The sequence below is a fragment of the Pantoea sp. JZ29 genome (genome assembly GCF_035190385.1).
Lineage (GTDB): Bacteria > Pseudomonadota > Gammaproteobacteria > Enterobacterales > Enterobacteriaceae > Pantoea > Pantoea stewartii.
This window is the reverse complement of record NZ_CP045241.1, coordinates 2,015,857-2,034,130: the sequence shown is the minus strand read 5'-3', so window position 1 is coordinate 2,034,130 and position 18,274 is coordinate 2,015,857. Positions and strand designations below refer to the sequence as shown.

The 18,274-nt window shown below is 52.1% G+C and carries 21 protein-coding genes; 11 read left to right on the top strand and 10 right to left on the bottom strand.

The features are described 5' to 3' along the window. The first annotated feature begins 41 nt into the window (after positions 1-41). The 3 genes from trpB (at position 42) to GC090_RS09485 (ending at position 2,499) form a co-directional block, all read left to right on the top strand. A complete protein-coding gene (gene trpB, locus GC090_RS09495; RefSeq protein WP_033741842.1) occupies positions 42-1,232 on the top strand; it encodes a tryptophan synthase subunit beta in 1,191 nt (396 codons plus the stop codon). Continuing rightward, on the top strand, positions 1,232-2,035 hold the full coding sequence (gene trpA, locus GC090_RS09490; protein ID WP_054633692.1) for a tryptophan synthase subunit alpha: 804 nt from the start codon (positions 1,232-1,234) through the stop codon (positions 2,033-2,035). The genes trpB and trpA overlap by 1 nt, the downstream gene beginning before the upstream one ends. Before the next feature lie 149 nt (positions 2,036-2,184). Then, complete coding sequence (locus GC090_RS09485; protein WP_006119359.1) at positions 2,185-2,499, top strand: BON domain-containing protein; 315 nt, start codon at positions 2,185-2,187, stop codon at positions 2,497-2,499. Between the two features lie 47 nt (positions 2,500-2,546). On the opposite strand, the gene ompW is transcribed toward GC090_RS09485, so the two are convergent. Then, positions 2,547-3,179, bottom strand: coding sequence for an outer membrane protein OmpW (gene ompW / locus GC090_RS09480; RefSeq protein ID WP_205953220.1), 633 nt, complete (start codon positions 3,177-3,179; stop codon positions 2,547-2,549). Between the two features lie 252 nt (positions 3,180-3,431). Here ompW and GC090_RS09475 point away from each other — a divergent pair, with 252 nt between their 5' ends. The 4 genes from GC090_RS09475 to yciA are packed head-to-tail and all read left to right on the top strand — an operon-like array spanning position 3,432 to position 5,689. Further along, positions 3,432-3,848: a YkgJ family cysteine cluster protein gene (locus GC090_RS09475; protein WP_033741845.1), complete on the top strand. Its 417-nt coding sequence runs from the start codon at positions 3,432-3,434 to the stop codon at positions 3,846-3,848. A 27-nt stretch (positions 3,849-3,875) separates the two neighbouring features. Beyond that, the gene (locus GC090_RS09470; protein WP_039342998.1) at positions 3,876-4,610 is read left to right on the top strand and encodes a YciC family protein; all 735 of its coding nucleotides are present in this window, start codon (positions 3,876-3,878) and stop codon (positions 4,608-4,610) included. Positions 4,611-4,666: 56 nt separating this feature from the next. Next, positions 4,667-5,206, top strand: a complete 540-nt coding sequence (locus GC090_RS09465) for a septation protein A (protein WP_006119363.1) — start codon at positions 4,667-4,669, stop codon at positions 5,204-5,206. A 60-nt stretch (positions 5,207-5,266) separates the two neighbouring features. After that, a complete protein-coding gene (gene yciA / locus GC090_RS09460; RefSeq protein ID WP_033741850.1) occupies positions 5,267-5,689 on the top strand; it encodes an acyl-CoA thioester hydrolase YciA in 423 nt (140 codons plus the stop codon). 103 nt (positions 5,690-5,792) lie between these two features. On the opposite strand, the gene tonB is transcribed toward yciA, so the two are convergent. Then, the gene (tonB, locus tag GC090_RS09455) at positions 5,793-6,563 is read right to left on the bottom strand and encodes a TonB system transport protein TonB (protein ID WP_324021443.1); all 771 of its coding nucleotides are present in this window, start codon (positions 6,561-6,563) and stop codon (positions 5,793-5,795) included. A 198-nt stretch (positions 6,564-6,761) separates the two neighbouring features. Here tonB and GC090_RS09450 point away from each other — a divergent pair, with 198 nt between their 5' ends. Beyond that, positions 6,762-7,058 carry a YciI family protein gene (locus tag GC090_RS09450; protein WP_006119366.1) on the top strand — a complete coding sequence of 99 codons (297 nt, stop codon included), beginning with the start codon at positions 6,762-6,764 and terminating at the stop codon, positions 7,056-7,058. A gap of 40 nt (positions 7,059-7,098) precedes the next feature. Next, positions 7,099-7,272, top strand: coding sequence for a hypothetical protein (locus GC090_RS09445; protein WP_006119367.1), 174 nt, complete (start codon positions 7,099-7,101; stop codon positions 7,270-7,272). 29 nt (positions 7,273-7,301) lie between these two features. Here the strand turns inward: GC090_RS09445 and GC090_RS09440 are convergent, their stop codons facing one another. Next, positions 7,302-7,475 (bottom strand): YciY family protein, encoded by a 174-nt coding sequence (locus GC090_RS09440; RefSeq protein ID WP_006119368.1) that lies wholly within the window; start codon positions 7,473-7,475, stop codon positions 7,302-7,304. A gap of 162 nt (positions 7,476-7,637) precedes the next feature. Between GC090_RS09440 and cls the strand changes: the two genes are divergently transcribed. After that, a complete protein-coding gene (gene cls, locus GC090_RS09435; RefSeq protein WP_033741857.1) occupies positions 7,638-9,098 on the top strand; it encodes a cardiolipin synthase in 1,461 nt (486 codons plus the stop codon). Positions 9,099-9,142: 44 nt separating this feature from the next. Next, positions 9,143-9,466, top strand: coding sequence for an HI1450 family dsDNA-mimic protein (locus tag GC090_RS09430; protein WP_006119371.1), 324 nt, complete (start codon positions 9,143-9,145; stop codon positions 9,464-9,466). Positions 9,467-9,513: 47 nt separating this feature from the next. On the opposite strand, the gene oppF is transcribed toward GC090_RS09430, so the two are convergent. The 7 genes from oppF to GC090_RS09395 all read right to left on the bottom strand — a co-directional run bounded on the left by oppF (position 9,514) and on the right by GC090_RS09395 (position 18,111). Then, positions 9,514-10,512, bottom strand: a complete 999-nt coding sequence (gene oppF / locus GC090_RS09425; RefSeq protein ID WP_039343011.1) for a murein tripeptide/oligopeptide ABC transporter ATP binding protein OppF — start codon at positions 10,510-10,512, stop codon at positions 9,514-9,516. Beyond that, positions 10,509-11,522 (bottom strand): ABC transporter ATP-binding protein, encoded by a 1,014-nt coding sequence (locus GC090_RS09420; protein ID WP_006119374.1) that lies wholly within the window; start codon positions 11,520-11,522, stop codon positions 10,509-10,511. The genes oppF and GC090_RS09420 overlap by 4 nt, the downstream gene beginning before the upstream one ends. Positions 11,523-11,533: 11 nt before the next feature. Then, complete coding sequence (gene oppC, locus GC090_RS09415; protein ID WP_006119376.1) at positions 11,534-12,442, bottom strand: oligopeptide ABC transporter permease OppC; 909 nt, start codon at positions 12,440-12,442, stop codon at positions 11,534-11,536. Between the two features lie 14 nt (positions 12,443-12,456). Further along, positions 12,457-13,377: an oligopeptide ABC transporter permease OppB gene (gene oppB / locus GC090_RS09410; protein ID WP_006119378.1), complete on the bottom strand. Its 921-nt coding sequence runs from the start codon at positions 13,375-13,377 to the stop codon at positions 12,457-12,459. Between the two features lie 85 nt (positions 13,378-13,462). After that, entirely contained in the window at positions 13,463-15,103 is a 1,641-nt protein-coding gene (gene oppA, locus GC090_RS09405; protein WP_039343014.1) for an oligopeptide ABC transporter substrate-binding protein OppA, read from the bottom strand. A gap of 155 nt (positions 15,104-15,258) precedes the next feature. After that, positions 15,259-16,878: an ABC transporter substrate-binding protein gene (locus GC090_RS09400; RefSeq protein WP_324021440.1), complete on the bottom strand. Its 1,620-nt coding sequence runs from the start codon at positions 16,876-16,878 to the stop codon at positions 15,259-15,261. 585 nt (positions 16,879-17,463) lie between these two features. Next, complete coding sequence (locus GC090_RS09395) at positions 17,464-18,111, bottom strand: YchE family NAAT transporter (RefSeq protein WP_006119393.1); 648 nt, start codon at positions 18,109-18,111, stop codon at positions 17,464-17,466. Between the last annotated feature and the right edge of the window lie 163 nt (positions 18,112-18,274).

The window sequence follows — 18,274 nt, the reverse complement described above, 5'->3', positions numbered from 1 at the left end:
GACTGGCCCGCCTGAAGGCGGGCACACAAAAGGATAGATCCATGACTTTACTTAATCCCTATTTCGGCGAGTTTGGCGGCATGTACGTGCCACAAATTCTGATGCCTGCGCTGAAGCAGCTTGAAGAAGCCTTTGTCAGCGCCCAAAAAGACCCTGAGTTTCAGGCTGAATTTACCGACCTGTTGAAAAACTATGCCGGCCGCCCGACAGCCTTAACCCTGTGCGGTAACCTGACCAAAGGCACTCAAACCCGCCTATACCTGAAACGTGAAGATCTGCTGCACGGCGGCGCGCACAAAACGAACCAGGTACTGGGACAAGCGTTGCTGGCTAAACGGATGGGCAAAAACGAGATTATAGCGGAAACCGGAGCCGGTCAGCATGGTGTGGCTTCAGCCCTGGCCTGTGCGCTGCTGGGCATGAAATGCCGCATCTACATGGGCGCCAAGGATGTTGAGCGTCAGTCACCTAACGTCTTTCGTATGCGCCTGATGGGTGCCGAAGTGATTCCGGTTCACAGCGGTTCCGCCACCCTGAAAGATGCCTGTAACGAGGCGCTGCGTGACTGGTCGGGCAGCTATGAAACCGCCCACTATATGCTGGGCACCGCGGCCGGCCCGCACCCCTTCCCGACCATCGTGCGTGAGTTCCAGCGCATGATCGGTGAAGAGACGAAAAAACAGATTCTGGAAAAAGAAGGACGTCTGCCAGACGCCGTCATCGCCTGCGTCGGCGGCGGCTCCAATGCGATTGGCATGTTTGCCGATTTCATCGAGGAAGAGAGCGTCAAACTGATTGGCGTTGAGCCAGCGGGCCACGGTATCGAAACCGGTGAGCACGGCGCACCGCTGAAACACGGCCGGGTCGGCATCTACTTCGGGATGAAAGCCCCGATGATGCAGACCAGCGAAGGGCAAATCGAAGAGTCCTACTCGATTTCTGCCGGCCTCGATTTCCCGTCAGTCGGCCCTCAGCACGCCCATCTGAACAGCATCGGCCGCGCGGACTATGTTTCCGTCACCGACAATGAAGCGCTGGCAGCCTTTAAAACGCTGTGTCGTGCGGAAGGCATTATCCCTGCGCTTGAATCCGCCCATGCGCTGGCCCATGCGTTAAAAATGGCGAAGGCGGAGCCGGAGAAAGAGCAGCTGATTGTGGTGAACCTTTCTGGGCGGGGTGATAAAGATATCTTCACCGTTCACGATATTCTGACTGCGCAGGGAGAAATTTGATGGAACGTTATGATCGACTGTTTACGCGTCTGGCGGCGAAGAAAGAAGGTGTGTTTGTCCCTTACATAACGCTGGGTGATCCTTCTCCTGAGCTATCGCTACGTATTATTGATGCCCTTGTTGAAGGTGGCGCCGATGCACTTGAACTCGGTATCCCCTTCTCGGACCCTCTTGCTGACGGACCGACAATTCAGGGAGCGGGCCTTCGTGCTTTTGCCGCTGGCACCACCACTACACAATGCTTTGAGATAATTGCGAGCGTTCGCCAAAAATATCCTGACCTGCCGATTGGCTTGCTGATGTATGCAAATCTGGTCTTTAATAATGGTATCGACGCATTTTATCAACGCTGTGAACAAGCGGGCGTTGACTCTGTATTAATTGGCGATGTCCCTGTGGAAGAGTCTGCTCCCTTTCGACAGGCTGCTATGCGTCATAATATTGCTCCTATTTTCTTCTGTCCGCCAAATGCAGACGATGAACTTCTGAGACAAATTTCTTCACATGGTCGTGGATATATCTACGTGCTTTCACGTGCTGGCATCACCGGTGCTGAAAATCGTGCTAATCTGCCTTTGAAGCATTTGATCGATAAAATGCGTGAGTACCATGCACCGCCTTCTCTCCAGGGCTTTGGTATATCCGAGCCCTCTCAGGTAAAAGAAGTCATTGATGCCGGCGTGGCGGGGGCTATTTCTGGTTCTGCCGTGGTAAAAATTATCGAGAAAAATTTAGCGCAGCCCGAAGTGATGCTGACTGAATTAAAAGAATTTGTCTCCCGCATGAAAGCCGCCACCCGCTAACAGCCTTCACCTTATGCCTTACCGCCCGGTAAGGCATGATTTCGCTGTTTTTTTTCGCTGTCCGTTTGCCCATTTCGGATTTTCTGCACCACAATTAACAGGCGCCGTTATGTTAACGACGTATCCTATTTGTGACAGGGAGAGAAGCAATGAAATGGTTTAAAGTGCTGGCAAGTGCCATGGTCGCGGCTGTTGTTGCATTAACACTCAGCGCCTGTGCGCCAACGCCAACGAAAGAAGGCACCGGCGGTTACATTGATGACACCGTGATTACCACCAAAGTGAAAGCCGAATTGTTAAAAGATGAGTCACTGAAATCAACCGAAATCAACGTTGAAACCTTTAAAGGTAAAGTGCAGCTCAGCGGCTTTGTCAGCTCACCACAAATGGCTAACCGTGCTGTTCAGGTGACCCGAAGCGTTGCTGGGGTAAGATCCGTCGTAAATAACATGCAAATTAAATAACGCCGTTTTAAACCCAAAAGGGCCACGCATTGCGTGGCCCTTTTTCTTCAGAAGCGATAACCTGCGCCAAAGAAGAATACCCAGGGGTCAACACGCATATGAATATTTTGCTGCTGATCGCCCGCTTTAAATTTCACGTTCGTATCAATATCCATGTACCACAATGATGCATTCAGCAGCCAGTCACGGTTAATCTGATAATCCAGCCCTACCTGACCGGCAATGCCCCATGAGTCTTTCACACTGAGATCACTTAATCCCGCATCACGACCGGTCTGATTAAACTTTGCATCGTAAAACGTCGTGTAGTTAATGCCGACGCCGACATAGGGTCGCGCTTTGCTTTGGCTGTCAAAGAAGTAGTACTGTGCCATCAGTGTGGGCGGCAATTGCCGGACCGTCGCCAGCGTGCCCGTTGGTCCAAGGCCAACTTTATGGCGGAACGGTGTGGCGGCCAGTAGCTCGACGCCAATATTGTCTGTCGCCATATAGGTGAACGTTAAACCCAGTTGGGTATCATTACTGGCACTGAATCCGCCCATACCCAGTACGTTATCCGAGCCTTCGTTAGGTCGAACGGTGGCGCTACCTGCGCGAATAAAAAAATCACCTGCCTGGTGGGCCAGTGCCAGTTGAGGTAACGCAAGCGCCAGCAGCATGGCGCATTTAGCCAGTTTCATAGTCACTCCTGTGAGAAAGTAAGGTGCCTGCACTGAATCATTTTTTTGTGCGCACAGGTTTAGCGCGATTTTTTTATAAATGCATCTAAATCAAGACGGAAAAATGATTTAAAAAACAATGGATTGACTCAGATCAATTTTATGCCCGTATCCCGGACACAAATAGTGCTTGCCGAAAAAATGGAGCGGCATTACTTTGCTCATCTCCCCCTGTGATTTTGGTTCGATGCCTTAGAGGTGGCGGGCGATCAAATGAGTGAAACTACAAACCCCTGTATTAGCTGTGGTGCCTGTTGTGCCCACTTCCGCGTCTCGTTTTACTGGGCTGAAGCCGACGATGCGGGCGGCCCCGTTCCCACAGAATTAACGGAACCTTTAAGTCTGATGATGCGAAATATGCGTGGGACGAACGATCGTTCGCCGCGCTGTATTGCGCTTGAAGGGGAAATCGGCCACTGCGTGTCGTGCAGTATTTATGAGAACCGCCCCTCGCCCTGCCGGGAGTTTGCTATGTCCGGCGAAAACGGGATCGGGAATGAAGGCTGCGATCGGGCCCGGGCACGCTATGGCCTTCCCGCACTGTTTCACCCATCTTTACCTGTTATGACAGAAAGTTATCCGGTTGCGGGTGCCAGCGAGCCGCCAGAACATGTACAATCGACGGGTTAATTAACCCGGTTCTTTCAAGGAGTGTACATGTCTATCACGGCAAGCTCGTTATACCGTGACACAGGAAATTTTTTTCGTCATCAACTGATTACCCTGGTGCTGATGTCACTGTTGACCGCGTTTGTCACAGTGATGCTTTTACATGCCTTCACACCGGGTGACGATCAAATGGCGATCCTGCAGCAAGGCGATATCAGCAGTGCCTCGCTGTTTGAAATGGTGCAGAGCATGTCACCCGAACAGCAGCAGGTTCTGCTGCGTGCGTCTGCTGCGGGTACTTTTGCAGGCCTTGTCGGCAATACGCTGCTGTTGGGCGGTATGCTGTGCCTGATTCCGCTGGTATCGTCTGGCCAGCGCGTGAGCGCGCTGCGTGCCATTGGTACATCCGCGCCTTTATTACCGAAACTGCTGCTGCTGACCTTTTTGATCACCCTGGTCGCCCAACTGGGTTTTATGGTTCTGGTGGTGCCTGGCGTGCTGCTTACCATCGTGCTCTCGTTGTCGCCAATCATTCTGGCAAATGAAAAACTGGGCGTTATCGCCGCCATGCGCGCCAGCATGCGCATGGCCTGGAAAAACGTCAGACTGATTGCGCCAGCCATTATTCTGTGGCTGCTGGCAAAACTGGCAGTGATGTTTTTCTTTACCTCGTTAGTGGTGCTGCCGATGAACGTGTCGACGGTGATTTTCACCGCTATCGGGAATCTGATTTCAACCCTGTTAGTAATTTACCTGTACCGGCTTTATATGCTGTTACGTTGATTGTCCGTGCGCCTTCGGGCGCACTGGCCGGGAATACCGCCTTAACTGGAATGACTATGAAGCAGTTACTCGACTTTCTTCCCCTTGTGGTTTTCTTTATTTTTTATAAGTTGTACGACATCTTCGTCGCCTCAGGAGCCCTGGTTGTCGCGACCGGTCTGGCGCTGGTGGCAAGCTGGGTGCTCTATCGCAAGCTTGAAAAAATGACCATTTTTACGTTTGTGCTGGTGGCGGTGTTTGGCACGCTCACCCTGGTTTTCCATAATGATGAATTTATTAAATGGAAAGTCACGGTGATCTACAGCCTGTTTGCGCTGGCGTTACTGTTCAGCCAGTGGTTTATGAAACAGCCGTTAATTCAGACCATGTTGGGAAAAGAGCTGGAGTTACCCAACACCGTATGGCGCAATCTGAATATTGCCTGGGCCCTCTTCTTTTTATTGTGTGGTCTGGCGAATATCTATGTGGCATTTTGGTTACCTCAGTCAGTCTGGGTTAACTTTAAAGTGTTTGGGCTGACCGGCCTGACGCTGCTCTTTACCTTACTGAGTGGGCTCTATATCTGGCGTAAAATGCCGCAACAACAGCAAAAATAAACCTGCTGCCCGTCTGTGCGGGCAGACTTTCTTTCATTCATTACATAAGAAAACAACGCAATGGACGAAAAACATAAATTGCCCCAGGGCGAAATGGTCATGCGGACGCTCGCGATGCCTGCGGATACTAACGCAAACGGCGACATCTTCGGTGGCTGGTTAATGTCGCAAATGGATATGGGCGGTGCCATTCTGGCAAAAGAAATCGCCGAGGGCCGTGTCGTCACCGTCAGAGTGGATGGTATGACCTTTTTAAAACCCGTCGCGGTCGGCGATGTTGTCAGTTGCTACGCACAGTGCATTCGCACGGGCAACAGCTCAATGACGATCAATGTGCAGGTATGGATTAAGAAAGTGTCGTCTGAGCCTATTGGTCAGACCTATTGCGCAACCGAAGCGGTCTTTATTTATGTTGCGGTGGACAATGAAGGCCATCCCCGTCAGCTGCCTGCGGGACGGGATAATCAGTCAGCCCCTGCCTGAGTGCGGTTCAGCCTGACATCGCAGACAGGCTGAATCTGAACCGGACCCGGGCGGGTCCGGGCCCGCTTAGCCGACTTCACATTGCTGAAACGCCTCACAAGCCTTATTCAAGGCTGGCCCCGCCGTTAATTTTAAACACAATATTCATCGTCAGACCGGTACCGGGCTTACCGCTTTGATAGCGCCACGAACGCATGGCCTGTTTGACGCTGCGCTCAAACATGTTGCGCGGTTCCGCAGACAGAATATCAATGTTGTCGACCCGTCCGTCACTGTCCACATCAAATTTCACTCTGACACGGCCTTCTACTCGCAGGGCCGCCGCGCGTGGCGGATAGGCTGGCTTGCTGATATTCAGCGCTTTTGGGCCGGTTGAGGCCGTCTGCGCAGGTGTTGCTGACGGTGTCGCTTTCGGCGCTGTCGCAGGCTTAGTCTGTGTTGCAGGCGCATCCTGCTTAAAGGGGTTGGCCTGGGGCTTCGCTTCCTCACGCGGTTTTACTTCGCGTTTTGGCTGTGTATGTTTGGGCTGGTGCCGCGGTCTGGGTTTTGGCTCAGGTTTGGGTTCCGGTTTGGGAATCGGCACTGGCTCAGCTTTAGGCGGTTCCGGGGCGGGTTTCGGCTCGGCCACAGACTCGGGGGCTGGCTGGGGTTCCGGTTCCGGTTCCGGTTGCGGTGTCGGTTGCGTGATTGCGGGTTCAGGCTGAACCTCGGGCGCGACCATTGTCACACTGATTGGCTGGGATGCTTTGGGCAGTTCTCGGGTTTGATGAAAAGACGCATAGAGAATACCGGCAATGACTGCACCATGGAGCACAACGGACAACATCATGGCGACAGGCGTGCGTTTCGGTAAAGGCATAGTCAGCGTGGTCATAACAATCGCAGTTATCAAATGAAGCCCTGATTTTAAATGCAAATAGCAATCAGTTTCAATAATCACCTTAGTGCCGGGCGAAAAAAGCCCCTTTAGCCCATTATGCTCAGCACGTTATTGACGCAAGGTTTCGTTTGCACTCTACTTAACTATCCCTTACCGTGTTGCAAAATTTATAGAGTCAATGGGAGCGCCCTAGTGCTTTACGTCATTTATGCTGAAGATAACGCCGATTCTCTGGAAAAACGCAACGCGGTGCGCCCCGCTCACCTTGCGCGTCTGAAGCTGCTGCATGAAGAAGGCCGTTTGATCGTTGCAGGCCCCATGCCTGCGGTTGACAGTAACGATCCTGGCGTAGCCGGTTTCACCGGCTCCACGGTGATTGCAGAGTTCCCGTCACTGGAAACGGCCCAGGCCTGGGCAGCGGACGATCCCTATATTGCGGCGGGTGTTTACAAACACGTCAGCGTCAAGCCGTTTAAGCGGGTTTTCTGAGCCCGCCGACAACACTGACGCTTCTACAGAGATAGTCTGAATGCATGCCATTATCATGGCCCTGCTGCTGGTCATCACCCTGCTTGTGGGTGGCGCGTTGTATCTGTGGCGAAAGCACGGCTGGCGAAACAAAAAGCACCTGATCGTCATGCTGATTGTACTGGCGGCAGCCGTCCAGTTGGTTAACGTCAACTTATTGATGACCGGACAGTAATTTAACAGCCGCTTCGCGCGGCTGCGTCATCAGAGATTTTGTGTGATAAACAGAATGGAACGACGTTGCTGTTGCGCCAGTTGATGGCGAATCCCGTGGATGCGTTTATAGCGGCGTGACTGCCCTTCCAGCCAGCGCGAACGTCGACGCTGCACCTGACGCAACATTCTCCAGCGGGCCACTTCGTTTCTGCTTCGTCTCATAACTTCCTCTCTGACATCTGACTCACGCGCACGCATTATAGAGATCTCTGCGCTAATGCCAAATCGGATCTCGCATTGACATACCACGATGATTAAGGGTTTCACTCCCTACCATCTCCACGTAAACTTCTCAGATTCAAGCGCGAACAGGATGTCCACTTAATGACGACGTTTTATACGCTTATCAGTTGGTTATTGGTATTTGGTTACTGGTTATTGATTGCAGGTATTACCCTGCGCATTCTGATGAAGCGACGAGCCGTAACCTCGGCAATGGCATGGCTGCTGATTATTTTTATTCTGCCACTGGTTGGCATTATTGCTTATCTGTCGTTTGGTGAATTGCATCTGGGTAAACGCCGGGCTGAACGCGCGCGAACGATGTGGCCCTCTACCGCCCGCTGGCTGAATGATCTTAAAAAGCGTACCGAAATCTTTGCCACCGATTACAGCGATGTCGCGCAGGCGTTATTTCAGTTGTGCAACAACCGTCAGGGCATCGCAGGGGTGAAAGGGAATCAGTTACAGCTGTTGACCAGTTCGGACGATGTAATGAAAGCCCTTATCAGGGATATTCAGCTGGCCCGGCACAATATTGAGATGGTGTTTTATATCTGGAATCCGGGGGGACTGGCGGATGAAGTCGCCGAATCCCTGATGGCCGCGTCGCGTCGCGGCGTTCACTGCCGCCTTATGCTGGATTCCGCAGGCAGCGTCGCCTTCTTCCGCAGCCCGTGGGTCGGGATGATGCGTAATGCGGGTATTGATGTGGTTGAGGCGCTACAGGTCAGCCTGCTGCGTGTCTTTCTGCGTCGTATGGATTTACGTCAGCATCGCAAAATGGTGCTGATTGATAACTATATTGCCTATACCGGCAGCATGAATCTGGTGGACCCGCGCTTTTTTAAACAGGACGCGGGCGTGGGTCAGTGGGTCGATCTGATGGCGCGTATGGAAGGGCCGGTATCAACCGCCATGGGGATCGTTTACAGCTGTGACTGGGAAATTGAGACCGGCAAGCGTATTCTGCCCCCACCGCCCGACCGCAATATTATGCCGTTCGAACAGGAAAGTGGTCATACCGTTCAGGTGATCGCTTCCGGTCCCGGTTTTCCCGAGGATTTAATTCATCAGGCGTTGCTTACGGCGGTCTACTCTGCCCGCGAACAGCTGATCATGACCACGCCTTATCTGGTGCCCAGTGACGATCTGCTGCATGCCATCTGCACGGCTGCGCTACGTGGCGTCAATGTGAGTCTGGTGGTTCCCCGGCACAACGACTCTCTGCTGGTAAGCTGGGCCAGCCGCTCGTTTTTTAGTGAGCTGCTTGAGGCCGGCGTTAAGATCTACCAGTTTGAAGATGGCCTGCTGCATACCAAAAGCGTGCTGGTCGATGGTCAGTTGAGTTTAGTGGGGACCGTAAATCTCGATATGCGCAGCTTATGGCTGAATTTCGAAATCACACTCGCCGTCGATGATGCCGGATTTGGCAGCGATTTGGCCTGCGTCCAGGACGACTATATTGCCCGTTCGCGTCTGCTTGACGCCAGACGGTGGGCAAAACGTGCCTGGTGGAAGCGGATTGTCGAACGACTGTTTTACTTCTTTAGTCCTTTACTGTAAAACGAGCGAAATTACGAACCGCCCTCAGATAAACGGGACCGAAAATGGATCTGAACAACCGCCTGACAGAAGACGAAACGCTGGAACAGGCCTACGACATTTTTCTTGAACTGGCAGGTGACAACCTTGACCCTGCTGACATTATTCTTTTCAATCTGCAGTTTGAAGAGCGTGGCGGCGCAGAACTGTTTGATCCGGGTGAAGACTGGCAGGAGCACGTGGACTTCGATTTGAACCCCGACTTTTTCTCTGAAGTGGTCATTGGTCTGGGCGAAGCAGACGGCGAACCTATTACCGATGTGTTTGCGCGCGTACTGCTGTGTCGGGAAAAAGATCACAAGCTGTGCCACATTTTGTGGCGTGAATAGTCCTCACCTCGTAACGAAAACGCCGGGCAACAGCCCGGCGTTTTCGTTTAAAGCGGATCCACCTTCAGGCAGGACACCGCATGGCGGAAGCTGCCTTCGAGCAGCGGCCGCGTTTTGGCGCATTCCGGTCCGGCAATCGGGCAGCGGGTGCGGAAAACGCACCCGGATGGCGGATTGATCGGCGACGGTAACTCCCCTTCCAGCAACTGAATCTGCTTATTTTTTTCCAGATCCGGATCGGGAATCGGTACGGCTGACATCAGCGCTTTTGTATAAGGATGCTGCGGATGGGTATACACCTCATCGTAGGTGCCCAGCTCCACCGCGTGCCCCAGATACATCACCAGTACGCGATCCGAGATGTGCTTCACCACCGCCAGGTCGTGGGCGATAAAGATCAGCGACAGCCCCATTTCTCGCTGCAGTTGCTGTAGCAGGTTGACCACCTGCGCCTGAATGGACACATCCAGTGCAGAGACCGGTTCATCACAGATGATCAGTTTAGGCTCAAGAATCAATGCACGCGCAATGCCGATACGCTGACACTGACCGCCTGAAAACTCGTGCGGATACCGGTTAATCAGGTTAGGCAACAAGCCCACTTTCATCATCATCGTTTTGACGCGATCTTTGATGTCCTGGCGAGAAAGCTCAGGGTGATAGGTGCGTAAGGGCTCGGCGATAATATCGCCGATGGTCATGCGCGGGTTAAGCGAGGCCAGCGGATCCTGAAATATCATCTGGATATCGCTACGCGCCTTACGCCACTCTTCCTCACTCTGCCCCAGCAGGTTACGGCCAAGCCAGGTGACACGGCCTTCCGTGGCTTTCACTAACCCGATAATCGCACGTGCCAGCGTGGATTTACCGCAGCCGGACTCGCCCACCACACCCAGCGTTTCCCCTTCGTACAGGCGCAGACTGACGCCATCCACGGCCTTCAGCGTTTTTGGCGGCTGCCAGAACCACTGCTTGTCATCCTTGATGTCGAAATGAACTTTCAGATCGGCAATTTCGAGTAGGACTTTTTTTTCTGCCAGGCTCATACGAGTTCCTCCACCGGCTTAAAGCAGGCGCGTAAGCGCCCTTCTGCAAACGGTAACAGCGGCGGTGCTTTGGAACAGATATCCATGGCATGCGGACAGCGCGGCTGGAACGGACAACCCTGCGGCAGACGCAGCAGGTTTGGTGGATTACCCGGAATGGTGGTCAGGCTTTCACCTTCTGCATCCAGTCTTGGCACCGCATTCAGGAGACCAATCGAGTAGGGGTGAGCCGGCTGATAAAACACATCGCGCGCGCGACCGTATTCCATGGTGCGGCCTGCATACATCACCAGCACTTTATCGCAGATCCCCGCCACCACGCCCAGATCGTGGGTAATCATGATGATCGCCGTATTGAACTCGCGCTTCAGCTCATTCAGCAGCGTCATAATCTGCGCCTGCACCGTAACATCCAGCGCGGTCGTCGGTTCATCCGCAATCAGCAGCTTAGGCCGGCACAGGAGCGCCATCGCGATCATCACGCGCTGACGCATCCCGCCTGAAAACTCATGTGGGTACATCTTCATGCGTTTGCGGGCTTCAGGCATTTTTACCGCGTCCAGCATTTTCACCGACTCTTCAAAGGCCTGAGCGCTGCTCATGCCTTTGTGCAGTTTCAGCACTTCCATTAACTGTTCGCCGACCCGCATATACGGATTCAGTGATGTCATGGGATCCTGAAAAATCATCGCGATTTGTTCAGCGCGCAGCCGGTTTAACTGTTTTTCCGGCAGATTAAGAATCTCTTTACCGTTGAACAACGCAGAGCCGCCAATGCGGCCATTGCTGGCCAGCAGGCCCATCAGCGCAAACGCGGTTTGCGATTTACCCGAGCCTGACTCACCGACAATGCCCAGGGTTTCCCCGGCACGCAGTGAGAAATTGAGATCGTTCACGGCGGTGACATCACCGTCATGGGTGCCGAACGTAACACGTAAGTCTTTCACTTCAAGCAACAGGTCGCTTCCCGCGCGTGCAGCCTGAGCAGGCTGAAATTCATGAATAGTCATCGGGAAACTCCTTAACGATCTTTGGGGTCGAGGGCATCACGCAGGCCATCGCCAATAAAGTTAAAACAGAACAGCGTGACCACCAGGAAAATGGCCGGGAACAGCAACAGCCACGGCGAAACTTCCATGGAGTTAGCCCCATCGCTCAACAGCGCCCCCCAGCTACTCAGCGGCTCCTGGGTGCCCAGGCCGAGAAAGCTCAGGAATGATTCGAACAGAATCATGCTGGGCACCAGCAGCGAGGCGTAAACCACCACCACGCCCAGTACGTTAGGCACGATATGGCGCGTCACGATTTTCCAGGTCGAAACGCCGCCGACATGCGCCGCTTCAATAAACTCTTTACGCTTCAGGCTCAGAGTTTGTCCACGCACGATACGCGCCATGTCCAGCCACGACACCATACCGATAGCAGCAAAAATCAGCAGGATGTTACGGCCAAAGAAGGTGACCAACAGAATGACGAAAAACATAAACGGGAAGGAGTTAAGGATTTCCAGAATACGCATCATCACGGAGTCGATTTTTCCACCAAGGTAACCGGCAATGGAACCGTAGAGCGTTCCCACCACCACGGCGATCAACGCGGCGGCAATGCCCACCATTAACGAAATACGACCGCCAATGGCGACGCGCACCAGCAGATCACGCCCCGATGAGTCGGTGCCAAACCAGTGTCCGGACGTGGTATCTGGCGGGGATGACATCATTCCCCAGTCGGTATCGAAATAAGAGAACGGTGACAACATGGGCGCGAAAATTACAAACAGCGTGATTAACATCAGCACCATCAGGCTGATTAACGCGGCCCGGTTATGAATAAAACGGCGACGGGCATCCTGCCACAGGCTACGCCCTTCGACTTCCAGTTTTTCACTGAATGCATCAAGAGCTTCGCTATTTTTCTTACTTAACATCATGGCGAACTCCAGAATCAGTAGCGAATTTTCGGGTCGATAACGGCATAGAGCACATCGACGATCGCGTTAAACAGAATGGTCAACAGCCCCACCAGAATCGTCAGGCTCAGTACCAGCGAGTAGTCACGGTTAAGCGCGCCGTTGACAAACAGCTGACCGATACCGGGCAGTCCGTAAATAGATTCAATCACCATAGAGCCAGTAATAATGCCCACAAATGCCGGTCCCATATAGGAAATAACCGGCAACAGTGCTGGCTTGAGCGCGTGACGTAAAACGATACGACGTAACGGCAACCCTTTGGCTCGCGCGGTACGGATAAAGTTGGAATGCATCACCTCAATCATCGAGCCACGAGTGATACGCGCGATACTGGCAATGTAAGCCAGGGATAACGCCACCATCGGCAGCAGCATATAGTTCCACTGTCCACCGTTCCAGCCGCCACCCGGCAGCCATTTCAGCGTAATGGCGAAAATCAGGACTAACAGCGGGGCAACCACAAAACTCGGTATGACCACGCCGGTCATTGCCACCCCCATGACGACGTAATCCCACAAGGTGTTTTGCTTCAGCGCGGCGATAACCCCTGCCGTCACGCCCAGTACTACGGCCAGGATAAAGGCAGCCAGCCCCAGTTTGGCCGACACCGGAAAGGCATGACCAACCAGGTAGTTTACCGAATAGTCTTTATATTTAAACGAGGGGCCAAAGTCGCCATGGGCCAGTTGAATCAGGTAATCAACATATTGCTTGCCAATGGGATCGTTGAGGTGATATTTCGCCTCGATATTCGCCATCACCTCTGGCGACAGCGTACGCTCACCCGTGAACGGACTGCCGGGGGCCAGTCGCATCATAAAGAAGGAGATAGTAATAAGGACGAAAAGCGTCGGGATGGCTTCAAGTAACCGACGCAAAATGAATTTTAACATTGCCGTACCTACCAGGCTGGTGCTTCACATTGCATTAAAAAATACAGGCGGCGCTCATGGCGCCGCCGCTGTTCTTGGTGTTCTGTTAGTGCTTAATGATGTACAGGTTTCTGTCTGCGACGTTATCCAGCGGATCTTTACCGGTATAACCACCGACATACGGTTTCACCAGACGGGTGTTCACGTAGTAGTACAATGGCACGATGGCAGAGTCTTTATCCAGCTGCTGCTCAGCTTTTTCATAGTCAGCCGACCGGGCTTTATCATCGGTCGTGGCCAGGGCATCTTTCATCAGCTTGTCGAAGGCCGGGCTCTTGTAGTGCGCGGTGTTGTTACTGCTGTCAGACAGCATGGTATTCAGGAACGACGTCGGTTCGTTATAGTCTGCACACCAGCCTGCACGTGCAACGTCGAAGTTGCCCTGATGACGCGTATCCAGGAAGGTTTTCCACTCCTGGTTCTCCAGCTTCACTTTCACACCCAGATTTTTGGCCCAAATCGACGAGGCGGCAATGGCCAGTTTTTTATGCAGATCGGAGGTGTTGTACAGGAGCGTAAACGTTAACGGTTTGTCTGCCGTGTAACCGGCTTCAGCCAGCAGCTTTTTGGCTTCAGCATTACGTTTTTCCTGTGACCAGGTAAACCACTCTGGCTTCACCAGCTCCATACCATCTGTTGCTGGTGGCGTGTAGCTATAGGCTGGCTTCTGGCCCTGCGCCAGCACTTTATCCACGATAATGTCGCGGTCGATACCCAGTTTCAATGCGGCACGTACGCGCGGATCGGTGAAAGGCGCTTTCTGGTTATTAATTTCGTAATAGTAGGTGCACAGATAAGGGTCAACATGCAGCTCTTTACCGTTGTCACGCTGTAATTTTTTGAACAGCTCAATCGGCAGATTGTTATAGGTCATGTCACTGCCGTTATCAGAGAAGTAACGGTTAACATCACTGACTTCTGACGAAATGGGCAGGAAGGTGACTTTGTTCAGAACGGTATGCGCGTTATCCCAGTAATCAGGGTTGCGCACAACGGTAATACGTTCGTTAATGACGTGAGATTCCAGCTTAAAGGCACCGTTGCTGACGATATTTTCAGGCTGGGTCCACTTATCACCGAATTTCTCAATAACCGCTTTGTTTACCGGCGACATTGAGGAGTGAATCAGTAATTTATAGAAATACGGAACCGGCTCGCTCAGGGTCACTTGCAGCGTATGATCGTCAAGCGCCTTCACACCCAAATCTGTTGGCGGTTTCTTACCGGCGATAATATCGTCAACGTTGGCCAGGTGACCGTATTGCAGATAGCTGGCATAAGGAGACGCGGTTTTCGGATCGGCCAGACGCTGCCAGCTGTAAACGAAATCCTGAGCAGTCACCGGCTCACCGTTTGACCATTTGGCATTTTTGCGCAGATGGAAGGTCCAGACTTTAAAGTCTTTATTATCCCAGCTCTCTGCCACGCCAGGAATCGGATGGCCGTTGGTATCGCTGATCACCAGTCCTTCAAACAGGTCACGGCTGACGTTCGATTCCGGTACGCCCTCAATTTTGTGCGGATCCAGCGACTGAACCTCGCTACCGTTTCCTTTTACCAGCTCTTGCTTCGCGGCCAGCTCAACCCCGGCAGGGACCGTGGCGGCGATAACGCTGTTGGCTGTGAGCGCACTCATCGCTGCAAAGACGCTGGCAGCAATCAGGGTTTTCTTCGTGATGTTGTTCATTCTTAACTCCAGTTTTTTTATTTTCACCGAGGGTGTTTGCGACCTCAGTGTTCCCCGTATTCGGGCCCCGGTGTTTTCACCTGGGGAGCATTGACCCTGTAGCGTGGTCAGCACGGTAACGCCCTTCCCGGCTGTGCCGCCGGATAAGCGCGTTATCAGTGTTGTTTAATGAAATAATATTTCAGATCTGTCATGTCCTGCGGATCGTGGCCGGTAAACCCGCCAACCCAGGGTTTAACCAGCCTCACGCTGACGCGGTAGTAAACTGGCACAATTGCCGAGTCTTTGTCGAGTTGTGTTTCAGCCTGCTGATACAATGCCGCGCGGTCAGCATCCTTTGTGACGCTTAGCGTGTCTGCCATCAGCCGATCAAAGGCCGCACTACGATAAAACGCGGTATTGGTCGACGACTGACTCAGGAACATATTCAGGAAAGTAGAGGGCTCGTTATAATCCGCGCACCATGTAGCCCGCACCACGTCATACTGTGCCTGATGACGCGTTTCCAGCAGCGTTTTCCATTCCTGATTTTGTAAGGTGACCTGCGCCCCGAGGTTGCGCTGCCACATTGACGCTGCAGCAATCGCCTGGGTTTTATTTTGATCGGAGGTGTTATAGAGCAGCGTAAAACGCAAAGGATTTTTACTGTCAAAACCCGCTTCCGCCAGCAGTTTCTTTGCCGCCTCATTGCGCTGCGACTGGGACCAGGTCATCCATTCCGGTGTGGCTAACGCGGCCCCATTGGTATAGGGCGGTGTAAAACTGTAAGCCGGAATCTGGCCCTGTCCCATAATCTTTTTGGCGATAATGTCGCGGTCCAGCGTCATCTTTATAGCCGCGCGCACGCGCGCATTAGTAAAAGGCGGCTTTTTGTTGTTGATTTCATAATAAAACGTACACAACAAGGGGCTGACTTTGACTTCGTCGCCGATGTCCTTACGCAGCTTCGCGAACATATTGGGCGGGATGGCGCTGTTGGTCATATCCAGGCCACCGCTGCGATAGCGATTAATGTCGCTGTTCTCAGAACTGATCGGCAGAAACGTCCCCTGCTCAATCACGGTTTGCGCGTTGTTCCAGTAAAGCGGATTGCGCTTCAGGACAATTTTTTCGTTGACGACCCAGTCACTTAAGGTATAAGCACCATTACCAACATAATGCCCGGGTTGAGTCCACCACTCGCCCCATTTCTGGATAGCGGGCGCATACACGGGTTTCATAGCCGTATGCGCCAGCATGGCAATCAGATAGGGAACGGGCTCTGTTAAAGTGACCTGTAAATGGTGATCGTCAATCGCTTTTACGCCCAGTTGGTCTTGTGCCGCTTTACCCGCAATAATCTCGTCGGCATTGGCAATATGCGCCGCCTGCAGATAACTGGTGTAAGGAGATGCAGTTTTCGGATCGGCCAGGCGTCGCCAGCTGTAAACAAAATCGTTAGCCGTTACCGGTTCGCCGTTGCTCCATTTTGCATCGTTGCGCAGCGTGAAGGTCCAGATTTTTCCTTGCTGATTTTCCCAGCTCTCAGCCACACCGGGGACAACCTTACCGTTATTATCTGTATTAACCAGCCCGTCCAGCAGATTCAGGATAATATTGGATTCCGGCACACCTTCCGTCTTATGCGGGTCAAGCGAGGCCACTTCGGAGCCATTATTAATGACAATTTGCTGCTGTGGCGATAAGGTCACGCCGGCGGGTACGCTGGCCGCACAGACGGGTAAAGCAGTCATCACACCTAGTGCCAGACAAGACCAATATTGCTGAGCGTTCATTTACCACACCTTGTTGACCTGCCCGTTTTTATTCTGCAATCCCGTCTGCATCAAGAAAAAAATCTTGCTATTTCGACCTTCGGGAAAACATGCTCAATGCGCCGAAAATTAGCAGAAGCTGAATGACGGCGCCAAAACTAAATAGTTAAAATGTTATCTGTTTCTCTTTTATCATGAGATTTTTCCCAGTGGAAGTGTTAATTTTTAGCCTAAAAATACATTAACCTACTGAATTATAAAAATATTCATAGATTTGATGCTATTCTAACCAGAATATTACATTCACCGATTTTGACTGCGTTGTTGTAGCGTCATTCTTTCCCGATGTGCCATTTAAAAAGGCATTAATGGGCCTTTACCAGCATTAATCATGCCAACATGCATCGTCAAAGCAGAATATAAGGTGAGATTGATGACAGGAAGGCCAGGCGCGTACTATCGGGACGCGCACTGAGTATTAGGGAAAGTGATAACCCGGAGGGGATATACAGCGGTGCAAATAATTGCCCGTTTAGAGTGCAATATTGTGTCGCATTGCACTCTTTTGGTGCCTGTCTTTTTATGTTTGTTAAAATAAGTGGGTATTCAGCTTACCAGCCCTGGAAAAATCGCTTTAATGCCCGTTACCACAAATTCGATGCCCAGCGCCATTAACAGCAGCCCCATGATACGGGTGATGACGTTGATGCCCGTTTGCCCCAGTACTCTGACCATAATGGGGGCGGCACGAAACAGTAACCAACAGCTGAAGGCAAAAATGGCCACTGCCACGGTAAATCCCAGCAGATTTAACCAACTGTGATAGCGCGTACTCCAGACGATAGTTGAGCTGATTGCGCCGGGCCCGGCCATCAGCGGTAAAGCCAGCGGAACAACGCCAATACTTTCGCGAATCGCGGTTTCTGTTTTTTCCTGCTTGTTTTGTTTATCTTCGCCCAGCTTTCCGCTGATCATCGACATCGCTATCGTGACAACCAGAATGCCCCCGGCAATACGGAAAGAATCAATTGAGATACCAAACACATGCAGAATGGCATCCCCTAAAAACAGCGACGTCCAGAGAATAATGGCCACAGCAAGGTTTGCGGTGAGATTCGTTTTATTACGTTCTGCCACGCCCTGATAACGCGTCATGCTGATAAACACCGGAATGATGCCAATGGGATTCACCAGTGCAAACAGGCCTACGAAAAACTTGATATAGCCAGAAAGATCTAACAGCGCAGGATTCACGGTTCACTCCCCATCCCAGATGAAAAACGCGCCTAATGTAAGGTAAAAACGCCGCGCACGCCAGTTGAAGCGAGAGTTATTTATTCTGTTAATTTACTTATAGTTTAGGGCGTTAAACCAGCCATTCCACAAAGGCTGGCAGATGTTACTTTTGTTACCGCTT